Below are 22,259 nucleotides of genomic sequence, written 5' to 3' on the forward strand. Positions count from 1 at the left end.
GCAGGCTCAAGAGCTGGCGCCGCCGCCGTCGGTCCTCAGCGCTCAGCGCGGCAGTGCGGTGAAGCGGATCTGGGTGCCGCCTTCGGCGATCACGATCCAGTTCGTCGCGTCGGCCTGGACCGTGCCGTTGCCGCTGATCACCACCGGCAGGTAGTAGCGCGACTTCGGCAGCAGCCAGCTCTGGTCGGCCAGGCCGGCCGCATTGCCGGCGCTGAACCAGGCCAGGCCCCAGGCCATGCCGGCGTCCCAGCTGGTCTGCAGGCGCTTCTGCGAGAACTCGGCCAGGCCGGTCATCGTGTACCAGCTGAAGCGGCCGTTGGCCTGCAGCCGGTCACCGCGGGTCAGCACCGCGTTCAGCGGGTTCAGGTGGCCGAGCGCACCCGGCGGGTGGTTGTAGAACATGCGCGCCGTGCGGTGGTTGACCGCGAAGCTCTGCAGGTCCAGCAGCCACTGGCCGGTGGTGGCATCGCCGACGCCGTTGATGTCGAACTCCTCGAAGGTCGCCCAGCGGCCCTGGGGCGTGATCGGCATCGTCCACAGATCGCGGGTCAGGCGGGCGCCGGAGCGCCAGCTGCGCACCACGCCGGAGCCGCTGTCGCCGGTCAGGTACATCGCCTTGACGCCGCGGTTCTCCAGCCATTGCACGGCCCAGGTCGGCGTGTTGCCCACCGGCGAGCTGTACTCGGTGATGCGCTGGCCGGTCACGCGTTCGATGGCGTCGAAGTTGCGCTGCAGCAGCCAGGTCATCTCCGAGGCATTGGTCTCGCTGGCGTTGGCGCCCCAGTAGTCGTGGATCCAGCCGCCGTGCGAGCCCAGCACGTGGGGCACGGACTTGCCCTGGGACCAGACCTTGATGCCGGCCAGCCGGCGCACCAGGGCCTGCGAGGTGCTGTCGGCGTCCAGGTTCATGCCGTTGCCGTCGCCGAAGCTGATCACGTCGGGGCCGGCCGTCAGGTGCAGCGAATAGGGGCCGCGCCGGAACACCGTGCTGCGGTCGAGCAGGGCCTGCGTGTCCACGCGCAGATCGTCGCCATCGTCGATGTGCCAGTTGTAGACCAGGCCGCCCTGGGCCCGCGGCTGCACCGACATCGAGGCCGCACCGACCAGATCACGGCCGAAGTGGTCGAGGAAGCCGTGCAGCAGCATGCCGTCGGTGCCCATGGCCTTGAAGTAGCCCAGCGGCAGATTGACGAACAGCACCTGGCCGCTGCCATAACCGCGCACGCCGGCCACCAGGCCGTGCTCGGGCGAGGACAGGTAGACGGTGCCCGGGAAGGTGCCGGTGGTGACGTAGCTGTAGTAGCCGAGCGCGCCGTAGCCATAGCCGCTGATGGCCTGCAGCGAGCCGTCGCCCACCGTGCCGGCGCTGACCGTGCGCTCGGTGGCGCTGGCGCCGTCGGCATTGAGCACCGCGTCGACCTCGGCGCCGCTGAGCAGGCGGCGGTCGTAGACGTGGTAGCTGCGGGCCGGCCAGGCCGCGGTGTTGCGGCGGTCATAGCGCACGGCCGGATTGGGCTCGATGTTCAGGCCGAGCAGGCGGGCGAACTCGGCATTGCGCCGCTGGCGCACACGGGCCGAGCCCTCGTCCGCACCCTTGCCCACGCGGGCGCGCAGCACGTCGGCCATGCGGGTCGAGCCGCCCGGATCGGCCGCCGTGGCGGCGACGAAGGCGGTGCTGGCGGCGGTGGTGCTCAGGCTCAGCGGGGCCTGGTAGGGCAGGTACTTGCCCGGCGGCACCTGCAGGCTGTCCAGCCGCGCCCGGGTGCCGACGACCGGACCGAAACCGACCATCGTCGCCGCGCCCGCGCCGCTGTTCCACAGCGTGTAGTCGAGTCCGACCAGGTCCGAGAACCGGTTCGGTCCGCTGGCGGGGAAGGTGCCGGCGGCCGTCAGCGCACCCGCGTCGTAGACCAGCATCAGCCGGCCACCGGTGTAGGCGTACTGCTTGACGGCGGCGATCACCGCCTCGCTGGCGCGCAGGTGCGCGCTGTCAGGCACGATCAGGCCGGCGATCTTCTGCGCGGCCGCGCTGCCGAGGGCCAGCAACTGGCTGTCGGTGATGATCTGCAGGCGCAGGCCTTCCTCGGCCGCGCTGTCGATCCAGACCTTGGCCTGCCAGGCGCCGAGGTCGGCGCCATCGGGCACCAGCAGGGTCAACGTGTCGGGCGCGCTGACGCCCGCGGCGCCGGCGGCCGCCGGCCAGACGCCGCCGAGGGCGGCCAGCAGCGTGGCGACCAGCGCCGGCAACAGGGGACGGGCGGCGCGGCGCAGGCGCGCGCGCAGGCGGGACGGGGCACGCCGCAGCGCGCCGCCGATCAGGGAGATGCTCATGTTCTGGAGTCCGGCGGTCCGGCGCGGCGCCGTCTCCCAACGATGACGGACTGTCCGGCCGCGCTGGCCGAGGCGCCGATCATGCGGCCGCGGATGCGCGCCAGCCATGGTCCGGAAGCGTCCGCTCGTGACATCTTGTGAGCGCTCACCCACCTGTTCCGGGGGGCCGCGGCGCGCGCCGCGCAGGGACTCAGCGCGCGGCGGCGGGGCCGTCGATGGCCGCCAGCACCTCACGCACCGACAGCAGCTCGCTCAACAGCCGAGGCTGCGCCTGGCCCGGCAGCCAGACCAGATAGACCGGCACGCCGCTGCGGCCCAGACGGGACAGCTCGGCCGAGATGGCCGGGTCACGCCGGGTCCAGTCGGCACGCAGCGCCGTCACCCGGCGCTCGCGGAAGGCGGCGCTGACCGCGTCGGCGGCCAGCGTGCCGCGCTTGTTGACCTGGCAGGTCACGCACCAGGCGGCGGTGAAATCGACGAAGACCGGCCGGCCGGCGGCCAGGGCCTCGCTGACCCGCCCGGCGCTCCAGGGTTGCCAGTCGATGCCCTGGGCCGAGGGGCTGGCGGCATCGCCCGCGCCGCCGGCCACGCCGGTGCGCTCGCCCGCCGGGGCCGATGCCGGGGACAGCGCATCCGCACGCAGCGCCGGCCAGGCCCAGAGCACGGCGGCGGCCAGCAGCGCCAGCGCCGGCAGGCCGAAGCCGATGCGCGCGCGCCGGCCGAGCGCCGGCGACCCCAGCGCCCAGGCCGCCAGCGCCAGCGCCAGCAACAGGCCGAGCAGCGCGACCACCGCATCCAGCCCCAGTTGCAGCCCCAGCACCCACAGCAGCCACAGCACGGTAGCGAACATCGGGAAGGCCAGCAGCTGGCGCAGGTGCTGCATCCAGACGCCCGGCCGCGGCAAGGCCCGCGCCAGCGCCGGCCAGGCACTGGCGGCCAGATAGGGCGCGGCCATGCCCAGGCCGAGGGCGACGAAGACCAGCAGGCCCTGGGCCGGCGGCAGCGTCAAGGCCGCCCCGAGCGAGGCGCCCATGAACGGCGCGGTGCAGGGGCTGGCCACGGCCACGGCCAGCACGCCGGTCAGCGCATGGTCGGCCACCGGATGGCGGGCGCGGGCCGCCGCCCAGCGCCCGGGCAGCAGCGTGCCGACCTCGAACAGGCCGGCCAGGTTCAGGCCGATCAGCGTGAACAGCGTGGCCATCGCCGCGACGAAGGGCGGCGACTGCAGCTGGAAGCCCCAGCCCAGCTGCTCGCCACCGGCGCGCAGCGCCAGCAGCAGGCCGGCCAGGCCGACGAAGCTGGCGACCACCCCGGCGGTGTAGGCCAGGCCGCCGGCCAGCTGGGCGCGGCGGTCGGCGCCGGCATGGGCAAAGCCCAGCACCTTCAGTGACAGCACCGGGAACACGCAGGGCATCAGGTTCAGGATCAGGCCGCCGACGAAGGCCAGGACCAGACTGAGGCCCAGGCCGCTGGCCGCGACGCCGCCCTCGGCCGACAGCCCGACCGGACCGGCGCCGGCCGGCGCGGCGACGGGTGCCGCGCCCGCACCAACCGCCGCACCACCCACCGCACCGCCCCCCGCCCCAGATGCCGCGGCGCCCAGGGCCGGCACCGGCGCCTGCGCCGGCCAGCCCTCGGCCGTCGCGGCCTCGACGCGCAGGCCCTGCGGCCGCCCCTCGGCGACCAGCACCAAGGGAACCCGCGGCGGCGAGTCCATGCGCATCGGGTCGACCGTCAGGCGCGCGGTCCAGACCGGGCCGTCCCAGGCGGTGGTCACCGGGGCGGCATGGACGAAGACGGCGGGCGTCTCCGGCATCGGTGTCAGCGGCCGGCCGCGCCAGTCGGCCGGCAGGCCGTGGACGCGCAACACCAGCGCGTCGCCGTCGAAGCGGCTGTCGACACGGGCGCCCTCGGGCCGGCGTGGCACCGCGGCGCGGGCGGCCTCGAACAGGGCCGCGTGGGCGGCGGTGGCGGCGGCGATCGGCAGATCGAGCGCGAAGTCGCCGCCCTCGGGGATGCAGACCTCCTTGCAGACCAGCCAGTCCGCGCGCAGGCGCACCGGCAGCGTGCCGGCCGAGGCCGTGGCCCCAGCGCCGATGGCCGACGTCTGCGGCAGCGTCGCCGGCATCTGCACCGGCACCGGCAGCAGCACCGGGCCCTCGTAGCCGAAGTTGACCAGGGTGCCGATCGGCAGGCGCTGCGGCGTCGGCCAGTCGATCTCGCCGACGTCGACGCCGGCCGGCAGCGTCCACTGCAACGCCGTCGGCAGGCCGGAATCGCCCGGGTTCTTCCAGTAGGTGTGCCAGTGCGGCTGGTGCTCGATCTTCAGGCCCAGCCACAGCGGCTTGCCGGGGCCCACGCCCTCGGGCGCATGGGCGATCAGCTCGGCGCGCACCTGGGGCGTGGTGACCACCGACGAAGCCGCCCCGGCCGGACCGGGCAGCCACAGCGCGGCGGCCAGCCCGATCGCCCAGGCCACGGCCGGCGTGGACACGGCGCGCCCGGCGCAGCGAGGTTCGGCGGCAAGGGCGGACACGGCAGTCGGAAGGCAGCTCATCGGCGACAGGGGACAGGGCCAGGACCATCCCGCCGGGCGGCGGGCGTGCAGGTCCGGCCGATTGTCACGCGCCGGCACCACCCGTCGGTGAAGCGGGCATTCGGGGCGCGGCGGCCACCCCGCACCACGGGCCCGGCTCAGCCCGCGGCCGGCGCCTCGACCAGCGCGGCCAGCTGGTCCAGCGAGTCCTGCCAGCCCAGATGGCACATGGCCAGCGGGATCACGTCGGGGATGCCGGACTGCACGGCGTGCAGCTCGCACAGGCCGTCGACCTCGCGCAGCCGCACGTCGACGGTCAGCACGCCGGGCAGGCCGGGGTCGTCGAAGACATCGGTGTAGCGCAGGGCGCGGCCCGGTTCGAGCAGCAGGTACTCGCCGCCGAAGCCGTGGGCCGCGCCGCTGGCCAGGTGGCGGAAGCTCATCCGGAAGCGGCCACCGACGCGCACGTCCATCGCCTGCACCTCGCAGACAAAGCCGCGCGGGGGCAACCACTTGGCCATCGCCGCGGCATCGGTGAAGGCGCGGTAGACCACCTCGGGCGGGGCCCGCAGCACGCGCTGCAGGCGCACCTCGCGCACGCCAGGGACGGGTTCGGGCAGGGGAAGATCGGACATCGCGGCTCCTGGTGAGACCGGCGGGCCGTGGCCGCCACCGCCAGGGTGGCCGACCGGCGTCGCCGTACAGCGGCCGATGCTAGCCGGCATCGACCGCCGTACGGTGTCGAGCGGCGACCGCTCAGGCGCTGAAGCCCGGCGCCAGCGCGCGGTAGAGCGCGCCGAAGCGCTCGTAGCGCGGCGCCAGGCGGGCCGCCTCGTCGGCATCGGGCACGTAGCGCGCGGCCACCGGCGGCGGCGGGCAGACGGTGGCCAGCGCCGAGGCCTCGGCCACGCCCTGGGCGTCCAGATCGGCCAGCCAGCCCAGGCGCGCGGCGCCGAGTGCGCCACCGGCCTCGCCGCCGCTGTGGGTCAGCAGCGGCACCCGCAGCAGGCTGGTCAGCAGCTGCGCCCACAGCGGGCTGCGCGCGCCGCCGCCGACCAGCGACAGCGCCGGAGCGACCGCGCCGCCATCGGCGTTCAGCGCCTGCCAGCCGTCGGCCAGGCCGAAGCCCACGCCCTCGATCACCGCATAGCCCAGCTCGGCCGCGCCGTGGCCGGCATGCAGGCCGCAGAACACGCCCTGGGCATGCGGGTTGTTGTGCGGCGTGCGCTCGCCGTTCAGATAGGGCAAGAAGACCGGTGCGCCGGCGCGCTGCGCGGGCGTCAGCTGCGCCACCTCGGCCAGCAGCGTGGCCTCGTCGGCCCGGCCCAGCAGCCGCGTCACCCAGCGCAGGCTGGCGGCGGCGCTGAGCATCACGCTCATCTGGTGCCAGCGCCCGGGCAGCGCGTGGCAGAAGGCGTGCACGGCCTGGGCCGGGTTGGGCCGGAAGCCGGCGCCGGCGACGAAGATCACGCCGCTGGTGCCCAGCGAGACGAAGCCCTGGCCGGGCTCGACCACGCCCATGCCGATGGCGCTGGCCGCGTTGTCGCCGCCGCCACCGGCGATCACCACGTCGGCCGGCAAGCCCCAGCGCGCGGCCAGCTCGGGCTTGAGCCGTGCGCTGACCTGGCTGCCCTCGACCAGGCGCGGCATCTGGCTCTCGCGCAGGCCGCAGGCGCCCAGCAGCTCGTGGCTCCAGCAGCGGCCAGCGACGTCCAGCCACAGCGTGCCGGCGGCGTCGCTCATCTCGCCCACGCGCTCGCCCGAGAGCTGCAGCCGCAGCCAGTCCTTGGGCAGCAGCACGCCGTCGACGCGGGCGAAGACCGCCGGCTCGTGGCGCGCCACCCACAGCAGCTTGGGCGCGGTGAAGCCGGGCATCGCCAGATTGCCGGCGATGCGGTGCAGATCGGGCACCCGGCGCTCCAGCTCGGCACACTCGGCGCCGCTGCGGCCGTCGTTCCAGAGGATGGCCGGGCGCAGCACCTCATCCTTGGCGTCGATCAGCACCGCGCCGTGCATCTGGCCGGACAGGCCGATCGCCCGCACCCGGGCCATGGCGGCCGGCTGCCAGGCCTGCAGCCGGGCCAGCGCGCGGTCGCAGGCGGCCCACCAGTCGGCCGGATCCTGTTCGCGCCACAGGGGCTGGGGCTGCTGGACGGTCAGCGGCTCGCCGATCGAGGCCAGCACGCGGTGGCGCTCGTCGAGCAGCAGGGCCTTGAGTTCGGAGGTGCCGAGGTCGATGCCGATGTACATGGGGCGTGGCGGTCGTGGAGGGCGGACGCGCGGCGGTCCCGGCGACGGTCGACGGCGGATCACGCGGACACAGGACCGGCGACCCGACGGGCCGCCCGCGCCTCAGCCGCCGAAACGCTTGTCGGCCTGGCGACGGAACTCCGTCGGCGTCATGCCCTTGAGTTCGAGGAAGCGGCGGTTGAAGTTCGCCAGATTGTTGAAGCCGACCTCGTAGCCGATGTCGCCCACCTTGCGGTCGGTGTCCATCAGCAGCTGGCCGGCACGGTTGACGCGCAGGCGGTTGACGAAATCGGTGAAGTTGTTGCCGGTGGCGCGGCGGAAGAAGCGCGAGAAGCGGCTCTCGCTCATGCCCAGCTCGGCGGCGACCGCCCCGGCGGACACCGGCTGCGCGATGTCGTCGGTCAGGCGGTTGACGATGCGGTTGATCTGGTCGAGCTCGGCATCGTCGTCGTCGGCCTGCATCTGCACCGTCGACAGCAGCCGGTAGTCGGTGCAGCGGGCCAGATCGGCCAGGTAGTCGCAGAAGGCGGCCATGCGGCGCAGGCCGCGGCTGTCCTTGGCCCGCTGCCAGTGGGCCTGGGCGAGGTCGGACATGCCGAAGAACTCGATGCCGCGCTTGGCCCGCTCCAGCAGCGGCAGCACCTCGGACAGCTCGGGCATGTGCTCGGCCGCGGCGGCGATCGGCGCGTGCGGGAACTGGATCACCAGATCGCGCATCGGCACGCCCTCCTCGCCGACGTCCATCGACACCCAGTTGTGCGGCAGGCGCGGGCCGGTCAGCACCAGATGGCCGGGCTGGAACTGGCCGATCCAGTCGCCGACGAAGGCCTTGCCGGAACTGGCGACGATCAGGTGCAGCTCGTACTCGTCGTGGTGGTGCCAGCGCGCCAGCGGCGTCGGAAAGCCGTGGGCCAGGCAGCGCACGACACCCACGTCCCACGGCGCCTCGTAGCCGAGGGCGGGGCTGCGCAGGTAATCATGTTCCAGCTCGGGCTGGCGTTGGCGGGGGATGGCTCGGGCCATGGTCGCGCGTTCCGGTCGGTCTGACTGCAGGGACAGCGATTGCACCAGCTGCGGCGGCGGCCGGCCAGCACCCTGCTGCGGGGCACCGGCCGGCCGCGGGCGGATCAGCCCGCCACGCCGCGCCGCAGGGGATGGGCGGCGACGAAGGACTGCACCCGGGCCAGCGCATCGCGCACCGCACGCACCAGGCGGGCATCACCGGCCAGCGCCCCCCACAGCGGCCCGTCGGCGCAGAAGGCGGCCACCGGGTCGGCGGCCTCGCAGATGGCATGCGCCACCACCGGGTCCATCGCCTGATCCTGATAGGTGTAGGCGATGCCGCCGCGGTGCCAGACCTGCAGGTAGGCCAGGAACAGCGCCGGCAGCAGCGCCACGCTGGCGATGCCCTCGTCGCGCGCGAGCCGTTCACGGATCGTCGGCGCGATGAAACCCGGGATCTTGCTGAAGCCGTCCATCGCCACGCGCTGGTTGGTGTCGGCGATGGCCGGATTGCCGAAGCGCGCCAGCACCACGTCGCGGTAGTCGGCCAGGTTGATCGGGCACGGCCGCTCGGGCGTGTCCAGCACCGGGATGGTGTCGCAGGTCACGTAGTCGTAGGCCATCTGGCGGATGACCGGGTCGTGCGTGCCCTCGTGGATGTAGGTGTGGCCGACCAGCGTGCCGGCCCAGGCGATGCAGCTGTGCGTCGCGTTGAGCAGGCGGATCTTGGCCTCCTCGTAGGCATCGACCGAATCGACCATCTGCACGCCCACCGTCTCCCAGGCCGGGCGGCCGGCGGCGAAGCGGTCCTCGATCACCCACTGGATGAAGCTCTCGCCCATCAGCGCGGCGGCGTCATCGATGCCGGTGGCGGCGCGCACGCGCTCGCGCACGGCCGGCACCGGACGCGGCGTGATGCGGTCGACCATCGCGTTCGGGCTGCTCGTGTGGGCCTGCACCCAGGCCAGCAGATCGGCGTCGCCCGCGGCCTCGATGAACTGCAGCAGGCCGGCGCGCGAGCGGTCGCCGTTGTGGCGCAGGTTGTCGCAGTTCAGCAGCGTGACGGGGCCGCCAGCGGCCGCCATCCGGGCCCTCAGGATGGCCGTCAGCGCGCCGTAGAGCGTCGGCGTGGCCGGGTGCGGGTGACCGGCGCGGGCGGCCGCGATGTCGGCGGCCAGGTCGGCGAAGCCGAGGTCCAGCCGGTTCTTCGCGTCCAGGTAGTAGCCGGCCTCGGTGACGGTGAAGCTGATGATGCGGGTGGCCGGATCGGCGCCCCACGCGATCAGCCCCGACAAGGCCGCGTCATGGCCGATCACCTCGCGGATGGCCGTGATGCGCTGGTAGACCCGCTCGCCCTCGGGCGAGACCGTCTCCAGCGTGTAGGCGCCACCGGCGGCCTGCAGCGTGGCCACGGTCTCGGCCATGTCGTTGCGGATGTTGCCCCCGGCCAGCACCCAGCGGGCGTCACCGGCATCGTGCAGGGCCTGCTGGTAGACGGCCTGATGGGCCCGGTGGAACGAGCCGAGGCCCAGGTGCAGCATCACCAGTGGCGTGTCGGACGAGGCGGTCATGACGGGATCCTTGGGATGGGAGTAAGGGTCAGAGCAGGTGCAGAGCGCCGGTGTGCTGCACCCGGCCCTTGGCATCGAACAGATGGGCGGCGGCCGGATCGATCTCCAGCGAGACGGCATCGCCCGCATGCAGGCCGCTGCGCGCGTTCTGGCGGGCGACGAGCTGCGCGCCGGTCTCGGTGGTGACGTAGATGAGGGTCTCGGCACCGAGCGCCTCGATCAGGTCCACGCGGCCGGACAGCGCGCCCTGGCCGGCATGGCGCACCGACACCGCCTCGGGCCGCAGGCCGACGAAGCCCCCCGCCGGCAGCGCCTGGCCGGCCGCGGCCTGCAGGGACGGTGCGACCGGGCCGAGCTTGTCGGCGGCCACCACGTTCATCTGCGGCGTGCCGATGAACTGGGCGACGAACTGGTTGGCCGGCCGGTCATAGAGCTCCAGCGGCGTGCCGACCTGCTCGATCAGGCCGTCGCGCAGCACGACCACGCGATCGGCCAGCGTCATCGCCTCGACCTGGTCGTGGGTGACGTAGATCGTGGTGGCGCCCAGCTCGCGGTGCAGCTTGGCGATCTCGACCCGGGTCTGGCCGCGCAGCGCGGCGTCCAGGTTGGACAGCGGCTCGTCGAACAGGAAGACCTTGGGCGCGCGCACGATGGCGCGGCCGATGGCCACCCGCTGGCGCTGGCCGCCCGACAGGGCCTGCGGCTTGCGCTGCAGGTACTGGGTCAGGTTGAGCACCTGGGCCGCCTTGTCGACCTTGTCCCGGATGACCTCGGGCGAGACGCCGGCGAGCTTCAGCGCGAAGCTCATGTTGTCGTACACCGTCATGTGCGGGTACAGCGCATAGCTCTGGAACACCATCGCCAGATCGCGCTTGGCGCTCGGCAGATGGGTGATGTCCTTGCCGTCGAGCGTCAGCGTGCCGCCGTCGATGTGCTCCAGGCCGGCGATCAGGCGCAGCAGCGTGGACTTGCCGCAGCCCGACGGCCCGACGAAGACGATGAACTCGCCCTGGTTGATCGTCAGGTCCACGCCCTTGATCGCGCGGTGGCCACCGAAGAACTTCTCGATGCCCTTGAGTTGAAGGTAAGCCATGTAATTTCTCCTCAGATCGCGTGGGTGGGGTGGATCACTTCACCGCACCGAAGGTCAGGCCCTGCACCAGCTGCTTCTGGCTGAACCAGCCGAAGACCACGATCGGGGCGACGGCCAGCACCGAGGCCGCGCTGAGCTTGGCCCAGAACAGGCCCTCGGGGCTGGAGTAGCTGGCGATCAGCGTGGCCAGCGTGCCGGCGTTGGCGCTGCTCAGGTTCAGGCTCCAGAAGGCCTCGTTCCAGCTCAGCACCAGGCACAGCAGCCCGGTCGAGGCCAGTCCGCCCATGGTCAGCGGCAGCAGCACCTGGCGGGCCTCCTGCCACAGCGTGGCACCGTCCATGCGCGCGGCTTCCAGGATGTCCGACGGGATGTCCTTGAAGGCCGAGAACAGCATCCACACCATGATCGGCAGGTTGCTCAGCGTGAAGACGATGATCAGGCCCAGCCGCGTGTCGAGCAGGTGCGACTTCTGCGCCAGCACGTAGATCGGCACCAGTGCGCCGACGGCCGGCATCATCTTGGTCGACAGCATCCACATCAGGATGTCCTTGGTCTTCTTCGTGCGGAAGAAGGCCATGGAATAGGCCGCCGGAGCCGCGATCGCCAGACCCAGCAGCGTGGAGGCCACGCTGGTGATCAGCGAGTTGGTCGCGTACAGCAGGTAGTCGCTGCGCTCGTTGACCTCGTGGAAGCCCTCCAGCGAGGGCGTGAAGAGCAGCAACGGCGGCTGGGCGATCGCCTGCAGCTCGGTCTTGAAGGCCGTCAGCACCATCCAGCCCAGCGGGAAGAACAGCAGCAGCGTGATGGCCCACGCCGACAGCGTGCGGATCACCAGGGCGGTGGAGAAGCGTTGAGGTTGACTCATGGGAAGACTCCGGCTCGCGGGGGCTCAGGCGTCCAGGTTCTTGCCGACCAGACGGATCATGAAGACCGCGGCGATGTTGGCCAGCACGACGGCGAACAGCGCACCGGCCGAGGCCACGCCGGCATCGAAGCCCAGCAGCGCCTGCTTGAAGATCAGGAAGGCGACGTTGGTCGACGCATCGCCCGGACCGCCACCGGTGGTGGTGTAGATCTCGGCGAACACGCTCAGCAGGAAGATCAGCTCGATCATCACCACCACCGCCACCGACCGGCCCAGATGCGGGAGGTAGAGGTAGCGCAGCTGCTGCAGGTAGTTGGCGCCGTCCATGCGGGAGGCCTCCAGCTGCTCGCGGTTCATCGACTGCAGCGCGGTGATGAAGATCAGCGTCGCGAAGGGCAGCCACTGCCAGGTGATCATGATGATGACCGACAGCAGCGGCCAGTCGGTCAGCCAGTCCACCGGCTCGGCGCCGAAGAACTTCCACACCGCGGCCAGCACGCCGTACAGCGGGTTCATCATCATGTGCTTCCACAGCAGCGCATTGACCGTGGGCATGATGAAGAAGGGGCTGATCAGCAGCACGCGCACCAGGCCGCGACCCGGGAAGGGGTCGTCGATCAGCAGCGCCAGGCCAACGCCCAGGCCGACAGTGAGCACGATCACGCTGCCCAGCAGCAGCACGGTGTTGATCACCGAGCTGCCGAAGGCCGGGTCGGTGACGAAGTATTCGAAGTTGTCGAGACCCGCGAAGCCCGAGACCTCGGGCTGCAGCAGGTTGTAGCGGATCAACGAGAAGTAGATGGTCATCGCCAGGGGGACGATCATCCACAGCAGCAGCGTGCCGATGGCCGGCGCCATCAGCAGGCGCGGGATCAGGCGGGGCGCTTGACCTTGCATGGCCAGACTCCAGCGGAACAAGGGCGCGTCGAAGAGGGACGGCGCCGCTGCACGGAAGCAGCGACGCCGTCGGACCTGACGCAGGAAATCAGGGGTTCGGCCGATGTGCACCGGCCGCCCACCCTGCACGACATCACTTGTAGTAGCCGGCCTTCTTCATCTCGCGCTCGGCAGCGGTCTGCGCGGCCTTGAGCGCGGCATCCACGCTGGTCTTGCCGGCCAGGACGGCGCTCATCTGCTGGCCGGTGGCCAGGCCGATGGTCTGGAACTCGGGGATGGCCGCGAACTGCACGCCGATGTACGGCGACTTCGGCAGCGTCGAGTCCGTCGGGTTGGCGCTGTCGATGGCGGCCTTCTCGGCGGCGGCGAACTTGGCGGCCTTCTGGAAGTCAGCCGAGGCGTAGGTCGACTTGCGCGTGCCGGTGGGCACGTTGGCCCAGCCGTTGGTCTTGGCCACCAGCTGCACGTAGTCCTTGCTGGTCGCCCAGTTGATGAACTTCTGCGCCGCGTCGACCTTCTTCGAACCCGCCGGGATGGCCAGGTTCCAGCTCCACAGCCAGTTCGCGCCCTTGGGCGTGTTCATCGTCGGGGCCTGGGCGAAGGCCACCTTGTCGGCCACCTTCGACTGCTTCGGATCGCTGATGAAGGAGGCCGCGATGGTGGCGTCGATCCACATGCCGCACTTGCCCTCGTTGTACAGGGCCAGGATCTCGTTGAAGCTGTTGGCGGCCGAGCCGGGAGGGCCGTAGTTCTTCAGCAGGTCGGCATAGAAGGTGATCGCGTCCTTCCAGGGCTTGCTCTCGAGCTGCGGCTTCCACGACATGTCGAACCACTGGCCACCGAAGGTGTTGACCAGCGTCGACAGGAAGGCCATGTTGTCGCCCCAGCCCGGCTTGCCGCGCAGGCAGATGCCGTACACGCCGTTCTTGGGGTCGTGGATCTTGGCGGCCAGATCCTTGATCTGCGGCCAGGTGGGCTTGTCGCCGACGGTGATGCCGGCCTTGTCGGCCAGGTCCTTGCGGTACATCAGCATCGAGGACTCGCCATAGAACGGCGCCGCGTAGAGCTTGCCGCCCACGCTCAGGCCGTTGCGGATGGCGGGCAGCAGATCGTCGACGTCATAGGCGGCGTCGGTCTTGAGCTCCTGCAGCCAGCCCTTCTTGCCCCAGATCGGCGCCTCGTACATGCCGATGGTCATGATGTCGAACTGACCGCCCTTGGTGGCGATGTCGGTGGTCACGCGCTGGCGCAGCGTGCCCTCCTCCAGCGTGACCCACTTGACCTTGATGTCCGGGTTGGCCTGCTCGAAATGCTTGGTCAGCTTCTGCATCTCGATCATGTGGCCGTTGTTCACGGTGGCGATGACCAGTTCGGTGGCGGCCTGGGCGCCGGCGGCAGCCAGGCTCAGACCGAAAGCGAGCGCGAGGGAAGCCTTCAACGTCATGTCGTGTCTCCTGAGGGGGATCGGTTCGCAAGAGGGGAGTCCGTCCGCTGCCGTCCCGTGCCGCGGGACCGTCAGTGGCGTGGCGGGACTGTAGACATCGCGGCTTGTGTCCACGAGTACGGTTTCGCCACGTTCCAGTACGTTATTGCGCTCATTGATGCGGGTTTTCCTTGATCATCGACCTATAAGTATCAGAGCGAAGCATCTGCGGATGAATCCGTACACGAGGCGTCCAGATCGCCAGGATCCGGCGACCGTGGAGGCCGGATGCAGGGCGTGCCGGCAGCGTTGCAACGCGGTCTGGGGGTTCGCACGGATGGGTGATCGGTATGGTGGTCATACCATCACACCAACACCTCTACCCGCGCCACCGTCCGGCCGCCGGGCCCACCCAGACCAGGAGACACACGCATGCATCCGTACGACCGTCACCCGCCGTCCGCCCTCACGCGCCGCCTGCGCCCTGTCGCCGCCCTGGCCTGTGCATGGGCGGTCGGCGCATGGCTGGCACCGGCCCAGGCGCAGACGGTGATGAAGATCGGCTACTCGACGGCCAAGGACTCGCACTACGGCGTGGGCTCCACCGTGTTCTGCGACGAGGTGGCCAAGGGCACCGGCGGGCGCTACAGCTGCCAGCACTTCCCCAACGCGGCGCTCGGCGGCGAGCGCGAGATGATCGAGGCGGTGCAGCTCGGCACCCAGGATCTCGTCAACTCCTCGACCGGACCGTTGGGCAACTTCGTGCCCGAGGTCAAGGTGGTCGACATCCCCTTCCTGTTCCGCGACTACGACCACGCCCGCCACACGCTGGACGGCCCCATCGGCCAGGACCTGCTGAAGAAGATGCATGCCAAGGGCCTGCCGGGCCTGGCCTGGACGGAGAACGGCTTCCGTCACATGACCAACAGCAAGCGCCCGATCGTCAAGGCCACCGATGCCGCCGGGCTGAAGTTGCGCACGATGGAGAACAAGGTCCACATGGAGGGCTACAAGACCTTCGGCCTGCTGCCCACGCCGATGGCCTGGCCGGAGGTGTTCACCGCGCTGCAGCAGGGCACGGTCGACGGCCAGGAGAACCCGATCCCCGTCATCCTGTCGGCCAAGTTCGCCCAGGTGCAGAAGCACCTGTCGCTGACCGGCCATGTCTACTCGCCGGCGGTGCTGATCGTCTCGCCGGCGATCTGGTCGAAGCTGTCGGACGCGGACAAGAAGGTGTTCACCGAGGCCGCGCAGAAGGGCGCGGCCGCGCAGCGCCGCAAGGTCAACGACGACGAGGCCAACGGCATCGCGCAGCTGAAGAAGGACGGCATGCAGGTGGTCGAGAAGGTCGATGGCGACAGCTTCCGCAAGGCGGTGGCCCCGGCCTTCGCCAACTTCGCCAAGGAGTTCGGCGCCGATCGCATCGCGGCCATCCAGGCGGTGCGCTGACGATGGCCGCGCTCACGCAGGCCGGCCGGACACCGGCCGGGTCGCCCGCGGCCGCGGCCGCGTCCACCGTCCCGGCGCACGGCCACGCCGGCCACGCTGGAAACCCCCACGCCGCGGCACCGCGCGCGGCCGCGGTGCGGGCGCTGCTGGCCATCGACCACCACCTGACGGCGGCCTCCCAGGCCCTGGGCTGCACGCTGCTGGCCGTCGTCAGCGTGCTGGGCCTGTGGCAGGTGCTGGCGCGCTTCCTGTTCTCCCAGCCTTCCTCCTGGACCGAGGAGCTGATGCGCCGCCTGCTGATCTGGGCGGTGATGTGCGGCGTGGTGGTGGCCTTCCGGCGCGGCGCGCTGGTGTCGGTCGATCTGGCGCTGCGCACCAGCCGCGGGCTCTGGCGCACGCTGCTGCGCGCCGGCATCGCGCTGGCCTCGCTGGCCTTCCTCGGCGTGCTGCTGTGGTTCGGCACCGATCTGGCCTGGCGGGTGCGCTTCCAGACCTTCGCCAGCCTGGAGCTGTCGATGGCCTGGGCCTATGCCGCCCTGCCCGTCGGGGCCGCGCTGTCCATCGTGGCCGTGCTGGCCCAGTGGGCCGACCCGATGAACGAGGAACTCGAGACCGCGCAGTGACGCGCCTGCCCGACCGGATACCGACATGCCCCTGACCCTGCTCGTCACCATGCTGCTGGGCTTCGCGCTCAGCGTCTCCATCGCCGTGTCCATCGGCGGCTCGGCCATGCTGGGCCTGGCGATCTTCGATCCCCAGCGCCTGGTGCTGGCGCCCAAGGAGATGTTCACCGCCATCGACAAGTTTCCGCTGGCGGCCGTGCCCTTCTTCATCCTGGCCGGCAACCTGATGGAGACCGGTGGCATCAGCCGCCGGCTGGTCGATTTCGCCAAGAGCCTGGTCGGCGGCGTGCAGGGCGGCCTGCCGATGAGCTGCGTGCTCACCTGCATGATCTTCGCCGCCGTCTCCGGCTCCAGCGTCGCCACCACCTTCGCCATCGGGGCGATCCTGATTCCGGCGCTGATCCGCCATGGCTACCCGCGGGAATACGCGGCCGCCTTGCAGGCCACCTCGGCCGAGCTGGGCGTGATCATTCCGCCGTCGATCCCGATGATCCTGTTCGGCGTCTCGGCCGAGGTGTCGATCGGCGAGCTGTTCATCGCCGGCTTCGGGCCGGGCCTGCTGATCGGCGGGGTGCTGATGCTGTTCGTCCACCTGTACTGCCGCTGGAAGGGCTGGGGGCTGCAGGACGGCGAAGGCCGTCTGGGCGTCGGCCGGGCCAGCCGCAACGCGGCCTGGGCGCTGCTGATGCCGGTCATCATCCTGGGCGGCATCTACGGCGGCGTGTTCACGCCGACCGAGGCCTCGGTGGTGGCGGTGTTCTATGCGCTGACGGTGGGCCTGTTCATCCACCGCGAGCTGTCGCTGGCGGATCTGCTGCCCGTGCTGCGCAAGAGCCTGGTCAGCTCGGCGGTGATCCTGTTCATCATCGCCAATGCCGGCCTGTTCGCCTTCCTGATCACCCGCGCCGGCATCCCCGAGGCGATCGGCGCCTGGCTGACCGAGGTGCTGCGCTCGCCGGCGATGTTCCTGCTGGGGGTCAATGCCGCGCTGTTCGTGATCGGCATGTTCATCGAGACCAGCGCGGCCATCATCGTGCTGGCGCCGATCCTGGTGCCGGTGGCCCGGCACTTCGGCGTCGACCCGGTGCACTTCGGCACCATCATGGTCGTCAACCTGGCGCTCGGCATGATCACGCCGCCCTTCGGCGTCAACCTGTTCGCCGCCTGCACGGTGGCGCGCATCTCGCTGGACCGCATCGTGCGCCACCTGCTGCCCTTCGTGGCGGTGATCATCGGCTGCCTGATGCTGATCACCTACCTGCCGGGCATCAGCCTGACGCTGCGCGACTGGGTCTATCCGCCGGCCGTGGTGGCACCCGTCCCCGGACCCACGCCCGCCATCGGCCCGGTCTGAGGGCCTGCCGGGTCCGACGGCCCGCCCGGCCCCACCTGCCCCACCTGCCCCACCTGCCCTGCCTGCCCCGCCGAATGAGGCGCCTGCTCCCATGCCCCTGCTGCCCGCCCGCCTGAACCTGATCGACGGCCGCGACCTGCCCGCCGCAAGCGGCCTGACGCTGCCGGTGATCGATCCCGCCGACGCCAGCGCGCTGACGACCCTGCCCCGCAGCGACGCCCGCGACATCGACGCCGCCGTGGCCGCCGCCCGCAGCGCCTTCGCCGGCGCCTGGGGCCGCACCACGGCCACCGAGCGCGGCCGCGTGCTGATGCGGCTGTCCGCCGCCATCACCGCCCAGGCCGAGGCGCTGTCCGAGCTGGAATGCCGCGACACCGGCAAGCCGATCGCCCAGGCCCGCGCCGACATCGCCGCCTGTGCCCGCTACTTCGAGTTCTATGCCGGCGCCGCTGACAAGCTGCACGGCGAGACGGTGCCCTATGCCGCGGGCAGCACGGTGCTGGTGCTGCGCGTGCCCTTCGGCGTGACGGGCCACATCATCCCGTGGAACTACCCGGCGCAGATCTTCGGCCGCTCGGTCGGCGGTGCGCTGGCCGCCGGCAACGCCTGCGTGGTCAAGCCGGCCGAGGACGCCTGCCTGACGCCGCTGCGCATCGCCCGCCTCGCGCTCGACGCCGGGCTGCCGGCCGGTGCGCTGAACGTGGTCTGCGGCCTCGGCGCCGAGGCCGGCGCCGCGCTGGCCGGCCATCCCGGCATCGCCCACCTGTCGTTCACCGGCAGCCCCGCCACCGGCACCGCGGTGACGCAGGCGGCGGCGGTGCACCACGTGCCCGTCACGCTGGAGCTCGGCGGCAAGTCGCCGCAGATCGTGTTCGCCGATGCGGACCTCGACGCGGCGCTGCCGGTGCTGGTCAACGCCATCGTGCAGAACGCCGGCCAGACCTGCGCGGCCGGCAGCCGCGTGCTGGTCGAACGCAGCGTGCACGACCGCGTGCTGGCCCTGCTGGCCGAGCGCTTCTCGGCCCTGCGCACCGGCCCGGGTCTGGCCGGCGCCGACTGCGGCCCGCTGATCAACGCCCGCCAGCGCGACCGCGTGGCCGCGATGGTCGAGCGCGCGGTCGGCGACGGCGCGCGCGTGGTGGCGCAGTCGCGGCTGCTGCCCGAGGCGGCGGCCACCGGATGCTGGTTCCCGCCGCTGCTGCTGGCCGACGTGGATCCGGCCGCACCGATCGCGCAGGAGGAGGTCTTCGGCCCGGTGCTGTGCGTGCTGCCCTTCGACGACGAGGCGCACGCCGTCGCGCTGGCCAACGGCACGCCCTACGGCCTGACCGCCGCCGTCTGGACGCGCGACGGCAGCCGCGCGCTGCGCCTGGCCCACGCGATCGAGGCCGGCCAGGTCTTCATCAACAACTACGGCGCCGGCGGCGGCATCGAGCTGCCCTTCGGCGGCATGAAGCATTCCGGCCACGGCCGCGAGAAGGCCTTCGAGGGCCTGCGCAGCTTCACCACCCTCAAGACGGTGGCCATCGCCCACGGCTAAGCCCCGACCTGCCCGACCACCTCAGGAGACCTCTTCATGACCCCGATCGAGCCCCGCCCGCTGTCCGAACAGGTCGTCCTCGTCACCGGAGCCGGCGGCGGCTTCGGCGAGGGCATCGCGCGCCACGTCGCCGCGGCCGGCGCCCGCGTGGTGGTCGCCGACCTGCGCGCGGAGCAGGCGCAGCGCGTGGCCACCGACATCCTCGCCGAGGGCGGCCGTGCGCTGGCGGTGGCGATGGACGTCACCCGGGCCGACGGCTGGCAGGCGCTGGTCGAGCGCACGCTGGCACAGTGGGACGGCATCGACAGCCTGATCAACAACGCCGGCACCACCCACCGCAACCAGTCGATGCTCGACGTCGACGAGGCCACCTTCGACCGCGTCTACGCCACCAACGTCAAGAGCCTGTACTGGAGCGCGCAGAGCGTGGTGCCGGTGCTGCGGCGCCAGGGTCGCGGCGGCGCCATCGTCAACATCGCCTCCACCGCCGCCGCCCGGCCGCGGCCGGGCCTGACCTGGTACGCCGGCACCAAGGGCGCGGCGGTGACGATCACCAAGGCGATGGCGGCCGAGCTGGCGCCGGACCAGATCCGCGTCAACGCGATCAACCCGGTGATGGGCGAGACGGGCCTGTTCGGCGACTTTCTGCCGGGCGAGAACACGCCGGCCGTGCGCGAACGCATCCTGGCCACCATCCCGCTGGGCCGCTTCAGCCGGCCGCTGGACATCGCGCGCGCCTGCGCCTTCCTGGTCGGGCCGGAATCGGCCTTCATCACCGGCGTGGCGATGGAGGTCGATGGCGGACGCTGCATCTGAGGGTCCACCGCGGCCGGCGACACGCCCCCGACCCGCTGCGGACCCGCCGCGGCCGGCGCCCGAGACCCGAGGGCCACCGACAGGCGCTATCGTTGCGCCATGTCCTCGTCCCCACCCGCCCCCGCCGGAGCGCCCCTCACCGACGCGGCGGCGCCGATCCGCCCGACCCTGCGCCGCCGCCTGAACTGGCCACGCTGGCGGCCGGCCTGGCGCGAGCTGCTGTCGACGGCCGCGCCCTTCGTGCTGCTGACGGTCGCGCTGCTGGGCGTCGCCTACTGGCTGCTGGATCCGGCACCGCCACGCCGCCTGGTGCTGGCCACCGGCCCCGAGCGCAGCGCGTATGCCGTCTTCGGTGAACGTTATGTGCAGATCCTGCGCCGTCAGGGCATCGAGGTGGTGCTGCGGCCGACCCAGGGCTCGGCCGAGAACCTGGCCCGGCTGCGCCAGCCGCACACGCCGGCCGATGGGCCGGCGGACCAGGCCAGCGTCGACGTGGCCTTCGTCAACGGCAGCCTGCTGGCCGACGAGAGCGACGAGGGCACGGACGGCGGCGCCCCCGCGCCTTCGGCCTCCGACAGCGATGCCGAGTCGCTGCGCTCGCTCGGCCAGCTGTTCCGCGAGCCGATCTGGGTCTTCTACCGCAGCGACCGCCAGACGCTGGCGCCCGGCATGGCCGCCGCGGCGGCCGAGCTGGCGGCCTCGGTCGGCGCTCCGGCGGCGGCCTCCACGCCGCAGCAGCGCCGCGTCGCGGCACGCCGTGCCAAGGCCTTGCCGGTCAGCACCCACGCGCTGCAACCGGCGCCCCAGCCGCCGCAGAAGCTGTCGGATCTGGCCGGCTGGCGCATCAACATCGGCGCGGCCGGTGGCGGCCTGGCCCCGCTGGCGCGCGAGCTGCTGGCGGCCCACCAGCTGCAACCCGCGCAGCTGCGGCTGAGCCAGCAGCAGGACAACGACGCGGTGGCCGCGCTGCTCGGCGGCGAGCTGGACGCGGTGATGCTGGCCTCGGCGCCCGAAGGCCTGCTGGTGCAGATGCTGCTGCGCACGCCCGGCATCGCGCTGATGGACTTCGTGCAGGCCGATGCCTATGCCCGGCGCTGGCCCTTCATCGCGCCAGTGCGGCTGCCGCGCGGCATCGTCGATCTGGCCGCCGACCTGCCACCGGCCGACCGCCAGCTGCTGGCGCCGACCACGCTGCTGGTGGCCCGGGCCGACACCCATCCGGCGCTGCAGCAGCTGCTGGTGCAGGCCGCCCACGAGGCCCATGCCGGCGCCGGCTGGTTCCAGCGGCCGGGCGAGTTTCCGCAGCTGACGGCCGGCAGCACGCTGCCGCTGTCACCTGAGGCCGAACGTCACGCCCGCAACGGCACCCCCTGGCTGCAGCGTTATCTGCCCTTCGGCCTGGCCAATCTGTTCGACCGCATGTGGGTGGCGCTGGCCTCGATCATCGTGGTCGCCATCCCGCTGTCGCGCATCATCCCGCCGCTCTACCAGTTCCGCATCCGCTCGCGCGTGTTCCGCTGGTACGCCCAGCTGCGCGCCGTCGAGGACGCCATCGGCCAGCGCCCGGCCGACGAGCTCAGCGCCGAGCTCGACGCCATCGACGCCCGCGTGCTGCAGATCAGCGTGCCGCTGTCCTATGCCGAGGAGCTGTACGCGCTGCGCAGCCACATCGCGTGGGTGCGGCAGCGGGTGCAACTGGCCGCATCCCTGTCCCCCTCATCGGAGAAGTCATGATGAATCCCCTGTCCCGTCGCCGGCTGCTGGGCCGGCTCGCGCTGCTGCCGGCGCTGTACGCCCCCTGGATGGCCGGCCCCCGCGCCGCCACGCTGGGCGCGTCCACCGCCGCCGACGGCGTGCGCGCCGCCCTCGCCCGGGGCGCCGAGCTGGCCGTCGAGCGGCTCGGCCAGACCGACGGCTTTCTCGGCAATGCCGCGGTGCGCATCGGCCTGCCGCGCAACCTGGCCAAGGCCGAGAAGCTGCTGCGCCGCATGGGCCAGGGCGAACAGGTCGACGCGCTGGTGACGGCGATGAACCGGGCGGCCGAGGCGGCGGTGCCGGCCGGCAAGCAGGTGCTGGTCGACACCGTCAAGAGCCTGAGCGTCGACGACGCGCTGAAGATCGTGCGCGGCGGCGACACCGCCGTCACCGACTGGTTCAGCGGCCGCACCCGCAAGCCGCTGGGCGAGGCCTTCGCGCCCATCGTCCAGCGCACCACCGGCGAGGTGGCGCTGGCCCAGCACTACGATGCGGTGGCCGGCCGCGCGGCCAAGCTGGGTCTGATGAAGACCGAGGACGCCGACCTGGCCGGTTATGTCACCTCGCGCACGCTCGACGGGCTGTACAAGCTCGTCGGCGAGGAGGAACGCAAGATCCGCCAGGACCCGGTGGCCACCGGCAGCGCGCTGCTCAAGCAGGTGTTCGGCCGCTGATCGGCCGGCCGACAGGCCCGCCCTCGGGCCTCGGTCCGAACAGCAGGCCCGCCCGCGGCAGGACGGCCGGCACGCAGGCA

Annotated in this window: 17 protein-coding genes; 7 read left to right on the forward strand and 10 right to left on the reverse strand. The window is 72.0% G+C overall.

Annotation, left to right across the window (positions count from 1 at the left end; genetic code table 11):
• Positions 1 to 42: 42 nt before the first annotated feature.
• From AACH11_RS11630 to AACH11_RS11675, 10 genes are all read right to left on the reverse strand, one after another.
• Complete coding sequence (locus tag AACH11_RS11630; protein WP_341374397.1) at positions 43 to 2,331, reverse strand: polysaccharide deacetylase family protein; 2,289 nt, start codon at positions 2,329 to 2,331, stop codon at positions 43 to 45.
• A 190-nt stretch (positions 2,332 to 2,521) separates the two neighbouring features.
• The gene (locus AACH11_RS11635) at positions 2,522 to 4,888 is read right to left on the reverse strand and encodes a protein-disulfide reductase DsbD family protein (protein WP_423228733.1); all 2,367 of its coding nucleotides are present in this window, start codon (positions 4,886 to 4,888) and stop codon (positions 2,522 to 2,524) included.
• A 137-nt stretch (positions 4,889 to 5,025) separates the two neighbouring features.
• On the reverse strand, positions 5,026 to 5,502 hold the full coding sequence (locus tag AACH11_RS11640; RefSeq protein ID WP_341374399.1) for an SRPBCC family protein: 477 nt from the start codon (positions 5,500 to 5,502) through the stop codon (positions 5,026 to 5,028).
• A 121-nt stretch (positions 5,503 to 5,623) separates the two neighbouring features.
• Positions 5,624 to 7,117, reverse strand: a complete 1,494-nt coding sequence (gene xylB / locus AACH11_RS11645; RefSeq protein ID WP_341374400.1) for a xylulokinase — start codon at positions 7,115 to 7,117, stop codon at positions 5,624 to 5,626.
• A gap of 102 nt (positions 7,118 to 7,219) precedes the next feature.
• The gene (locus AACH11_RS11650; protein ID WP_341374401.1) at positions 7,220 to 8,140 is read right to left on the reverse strand and encodes an AraC family transcriptional regulator; all 921 of its coding nucleotides are present in this window, start codon (positions 8,138 to 8,140) and stop codon (positions 7,220 to 7,222) included.
• A 104-nt stretch (positions 8,141 to 8,244) separates the two neighbouring features.
• Entirely contained in the window at positions 8,245 to 9,690 is a 1,446-nt protein-coding gene (gene dalD, locus AACH11_RS11655) for a D-arabinitol 4-dehydrogenase (protein WP_341374402.1), read from the reverse strand.
• 28 nt (positions 9,691 to 9,718) lie between these two features.
• Positions 9,719 to 10,783 (reverse strand): ABC transporter ATP-binding protein, encoded by a 1,065-nt coding sequence (locus AACH11_RS11660; protein WP_341374403.1) that lies wholly within the window; start codon positions 10,781 to 10,783, stop codon positions 9,719 to 9,721.
• A gap of 34 nt (positions 10,784 to 10,817) precedes the next feature.
• A complete protein-coding gene (locus tag AACH11_RS11665; RefSeq protein ID WP_341374404.1) occupies positions 10,818 to 11,648 on the reverse strand; it encodes a carbohydrate ABC transporter permease in 831 nt (276 codons plus the stop codon).
• A 24-nt stretch (positions 11,649 to 11,672) separates the two neighbouring features.
• Positions 11,673 to 12,545: a carbohydrate ABC transporter permease gene (locus AACH11_RS11670; protein ID WP_341374405.1), complete on the reverse strand. Its 873-nt coding sequence runs from the start codon at positions 12,543 to 12,545 to the stop codon at positions 11,673 to 11,675.
• Positions 12,546 to 12,678: 133 nt separating this feature from the next.
• Positions 12,679 to 13,989: an ABC transporter substrate-binding protein gene (locus AACH11_RS11675; protein ID WP_341374406.1), complete on the reverse strand. Its 1,311-nt coding sequence runs from the start codon at positions 13,987 to 13,989 to the stop codon at positions 12,679 to 12,681.
• A gap of 411 nt (positions 13,990 to 14,400) precedes the next feature.
• On the opposite strand from AACH11_RS11675, the gene AACH11_RS11680 reads away from it, so the two are divergent.
• From AACH11_RS11680 to AACH11_RS11710, 7 genes are all read left to right on the forward strand, one after another.
• Positions 14,401 to 15,417 carry a TRAP transporter substrate-binding protein gene (locus tag AACH11_RS11680; RefSeq protein ID WP_341374407.1) on the forward strand — a complete coding sequence of 339 codons (1,017 nt, stop codon included), beginning with the start codon at positions 14,401 to 14,403 and terminating at the stop codon, positions 15,415 to 15,417.
• Positions 15,418 to 15,419: 2 nt separating this feature from the next.
• Complete coding sequence (locus tag AACH11_RS11685) at positions 15,420 to 16,040, forward strand: TRAP transporter small permease (protein WP_341374408.1); 621 nt, start codon at positions 15,420 to 15,422, stop codon at positions 16,038 to 16,040.
• Positions 16,041 to 16,065: 25 nt separating this feature from the next.
• Complete coding sequence (locus AACH11_RS11690; RefSeq protein WP_341374409.1) at positions 16,066 to 17,394, forward strand: TRAP transporter large permease; 1,329 nt, start codon at positions 16,066 to 16,068, stop codon at positions 17,392 to 17,394.
• Positions 17,395 to 17,485: 91 nt separating this feature from the next.
• Positions 17,486 to 18,934 carry an aldehyde dehydrogenase family protein gene (locus AACH11_RS11695; protein WP_341374410.1) on the forward strand — a complete coding sequence of 483 codons (1,449 nt, stop codon included), beginning with the start codon at positions 17,486 to 17,488 and terminating at the stop codon, positions 18,932 to 18,934.
• 36 nt (positions 18,935 to 18,970) lie between these two features.
• Positions 18,971 to 19,750: a glucose 1-dehydrogenase gene (locus tag AACH11_RS11700; protein WP_341374411.1), complete on the forward strand. Its 780-nt coding sequence runs from the start codon at positions 18,971 to 18,973 to the stop codon at positions 19,748 to 19,750.
• Positions 19,751 to 19,849: 99 nt separating this feature from the next.
• Positions 19,850 to 21,484, forward strand: a complete 1,635-nt coding sequence (locus AACH11_RS11705) for a TAXI family TRAP transporter solute-binding subunit (protein ID WP_341374412.1) — start codon at positions 19,850 to 19,852, stop codon at positions 21,482 to 21,484.
• Positions 21,484 to 22,179 carry a DUF4197 domain-containing protein gene (locus tag AACH11_RS11710; protein ID WP_341374413.1) on the forward strand — a complete coding sequence of 232 codons (696 nt, stop codon included), beginning with the start codon at positions 21,484 to 21,486 and terminating at the stop codon, positions 22,177 to 22,179. Before AACH11_RS11705 ends, AACH11_RS11710 begins: the two co-directional genes overlap by 1 nt.
• Positions 22,180 to 22,259 lie beyond the last annotated feature (80 nt).

This window comes from Pseudaquabacterium rugosum, from assembly GCF_038066575.1.
GTDB lineage: Bacteria > Pseudomonadota > Gammaproteobacteria > Burkholderiales > Burkholderiaceae_C > Pseudaquabacterium > Pseudaquabacterium rugosum.

Excerpts from the sequence above, each read along its gene's own strand:
- AACH11_RS11630 (WP_341374397.1), bottom strand. The coding sequence starts at position 2,331 with ATGAGCATCTCCCTGATCGGCGGCGCGCTGCGGCGTGCCCCGTCCCGC.
- AACH11_RS11635 (WP_423228733.1), bottom strand. The coding sequence starts at position 4,888 with ATGAGCTGCCTTCCGACTGCCGTGTCCGCCCTTGCCGCCGAACCTCGC.
- AACH11_RS11640 (WP_341374399.1), bottom strand. The coding sequence starts at position 5,502 with ATGTCCGATCTTCCCCTGCCCGAACCCGTCCCTGGCGTGCGCGAGGTG.
- xylB (WP_341374400.1), bottom strand. The coding sequence starts at position 7,117 with ATGTACATCGGCATCGACCTCGGCACCTCCGAACTCAAGGCCCTGCTG.
- AACH11_RS11650 (WP_341374401.1), bottom strand. The coding sequence starts at position 8,140 with ATGGCCCGAGCCATCCCCCGCCAACGCCAGCCCGAGCTGGAACATGAT.
- dalD (WP_341374402.1), bottom strand. The coding sequence starts at position 9,690 with ATGACCGCCTCGTCCGACACGCCACTGGTGATGCTGCACCTGGGCCTC.
- AACH11_RS11660 (WP_341374403.1), bottom strand. The coding sequence starts at position 10,783 with ATGGCTTACCTTCAACTCAAGGGCATCGAGAAGTTCTTCGGTGGCCAC.
- AACH11_RS11665 (WP_341374404.1), bottom strand. The coding sequence starts at position 11,648 with ATGAGTCAACCTCAACGCTTCTCCACCGCCCTGGTGATCCGCACGCTG.
- AACH11_RS11670 (WP_341374405.1), bottom strand. The coding sequence starts at position 12,545 with ATGCAAGGTCAAGCGCCCCGCCTGATCCCGCGCCTGCTGATGGCGCCG.
- AACH11_RS11675 (WP_341374406.1), bottom strand. The coding sequence starts at position 13,989 with ATGACGTTGAAGGCTTCCCTCGCGCTCGCTTTCGGTCTGAGCCTGGCT.
- AACH11_RS11680 (WP_341374407.1), top strand. The coding sequence starts at position 14,401 with ATGCATCCGTACGACCGTCACCCGCCGTCCGCCCTCACGCGCCGCCTG.
- AACH11_RS11685 (WP_341374408.1), top strand. The coding sequence starts at position 15,420 with ATGGCCGCGCTCACGCAGGCCGGCCGGACACCGGCCGGGTCGCCCGCG.
- AACH11_RS11690 (WP_341374409.1), top strand. The coding sequence starts at position 16,066 with ATGCCCCTGACCCTGCTCGTCACCATGCTGCTGGGCTTCGCGCTCAGC.
- AACH11_RS11695 (WP_341374410.1), top strand. The coding sequence starts at position 17,486 with ATGCCCCTGCTGCCCGCCCGCCTGAACCTGATCGACGGCCGCGACCTG.
- AACH11_RS11700 (WP_341374411.1), top strand. The coding sequence starts at position 18,971 with ATGACCCCGATCGAGCCCCGCCCGCTGTCCGAACAGGTCGTCCTCGTC.
- AACH11_RS11705 (WP_341374412.1), top strand. The coding sequence starts at position 19,850 with ATGTCCTCGTCCCCACCCGCCCCCGCCGGAGCGCCCCTCACCGACGCG.
- AACH11_RS11710 (WP_341374413.1), top strand. The coding sequence starts at position 21,484 with ATGAATCCCCTGTCCCGTCGCCGGCTGCTGGGCCGGCTCGCGCTGCTG.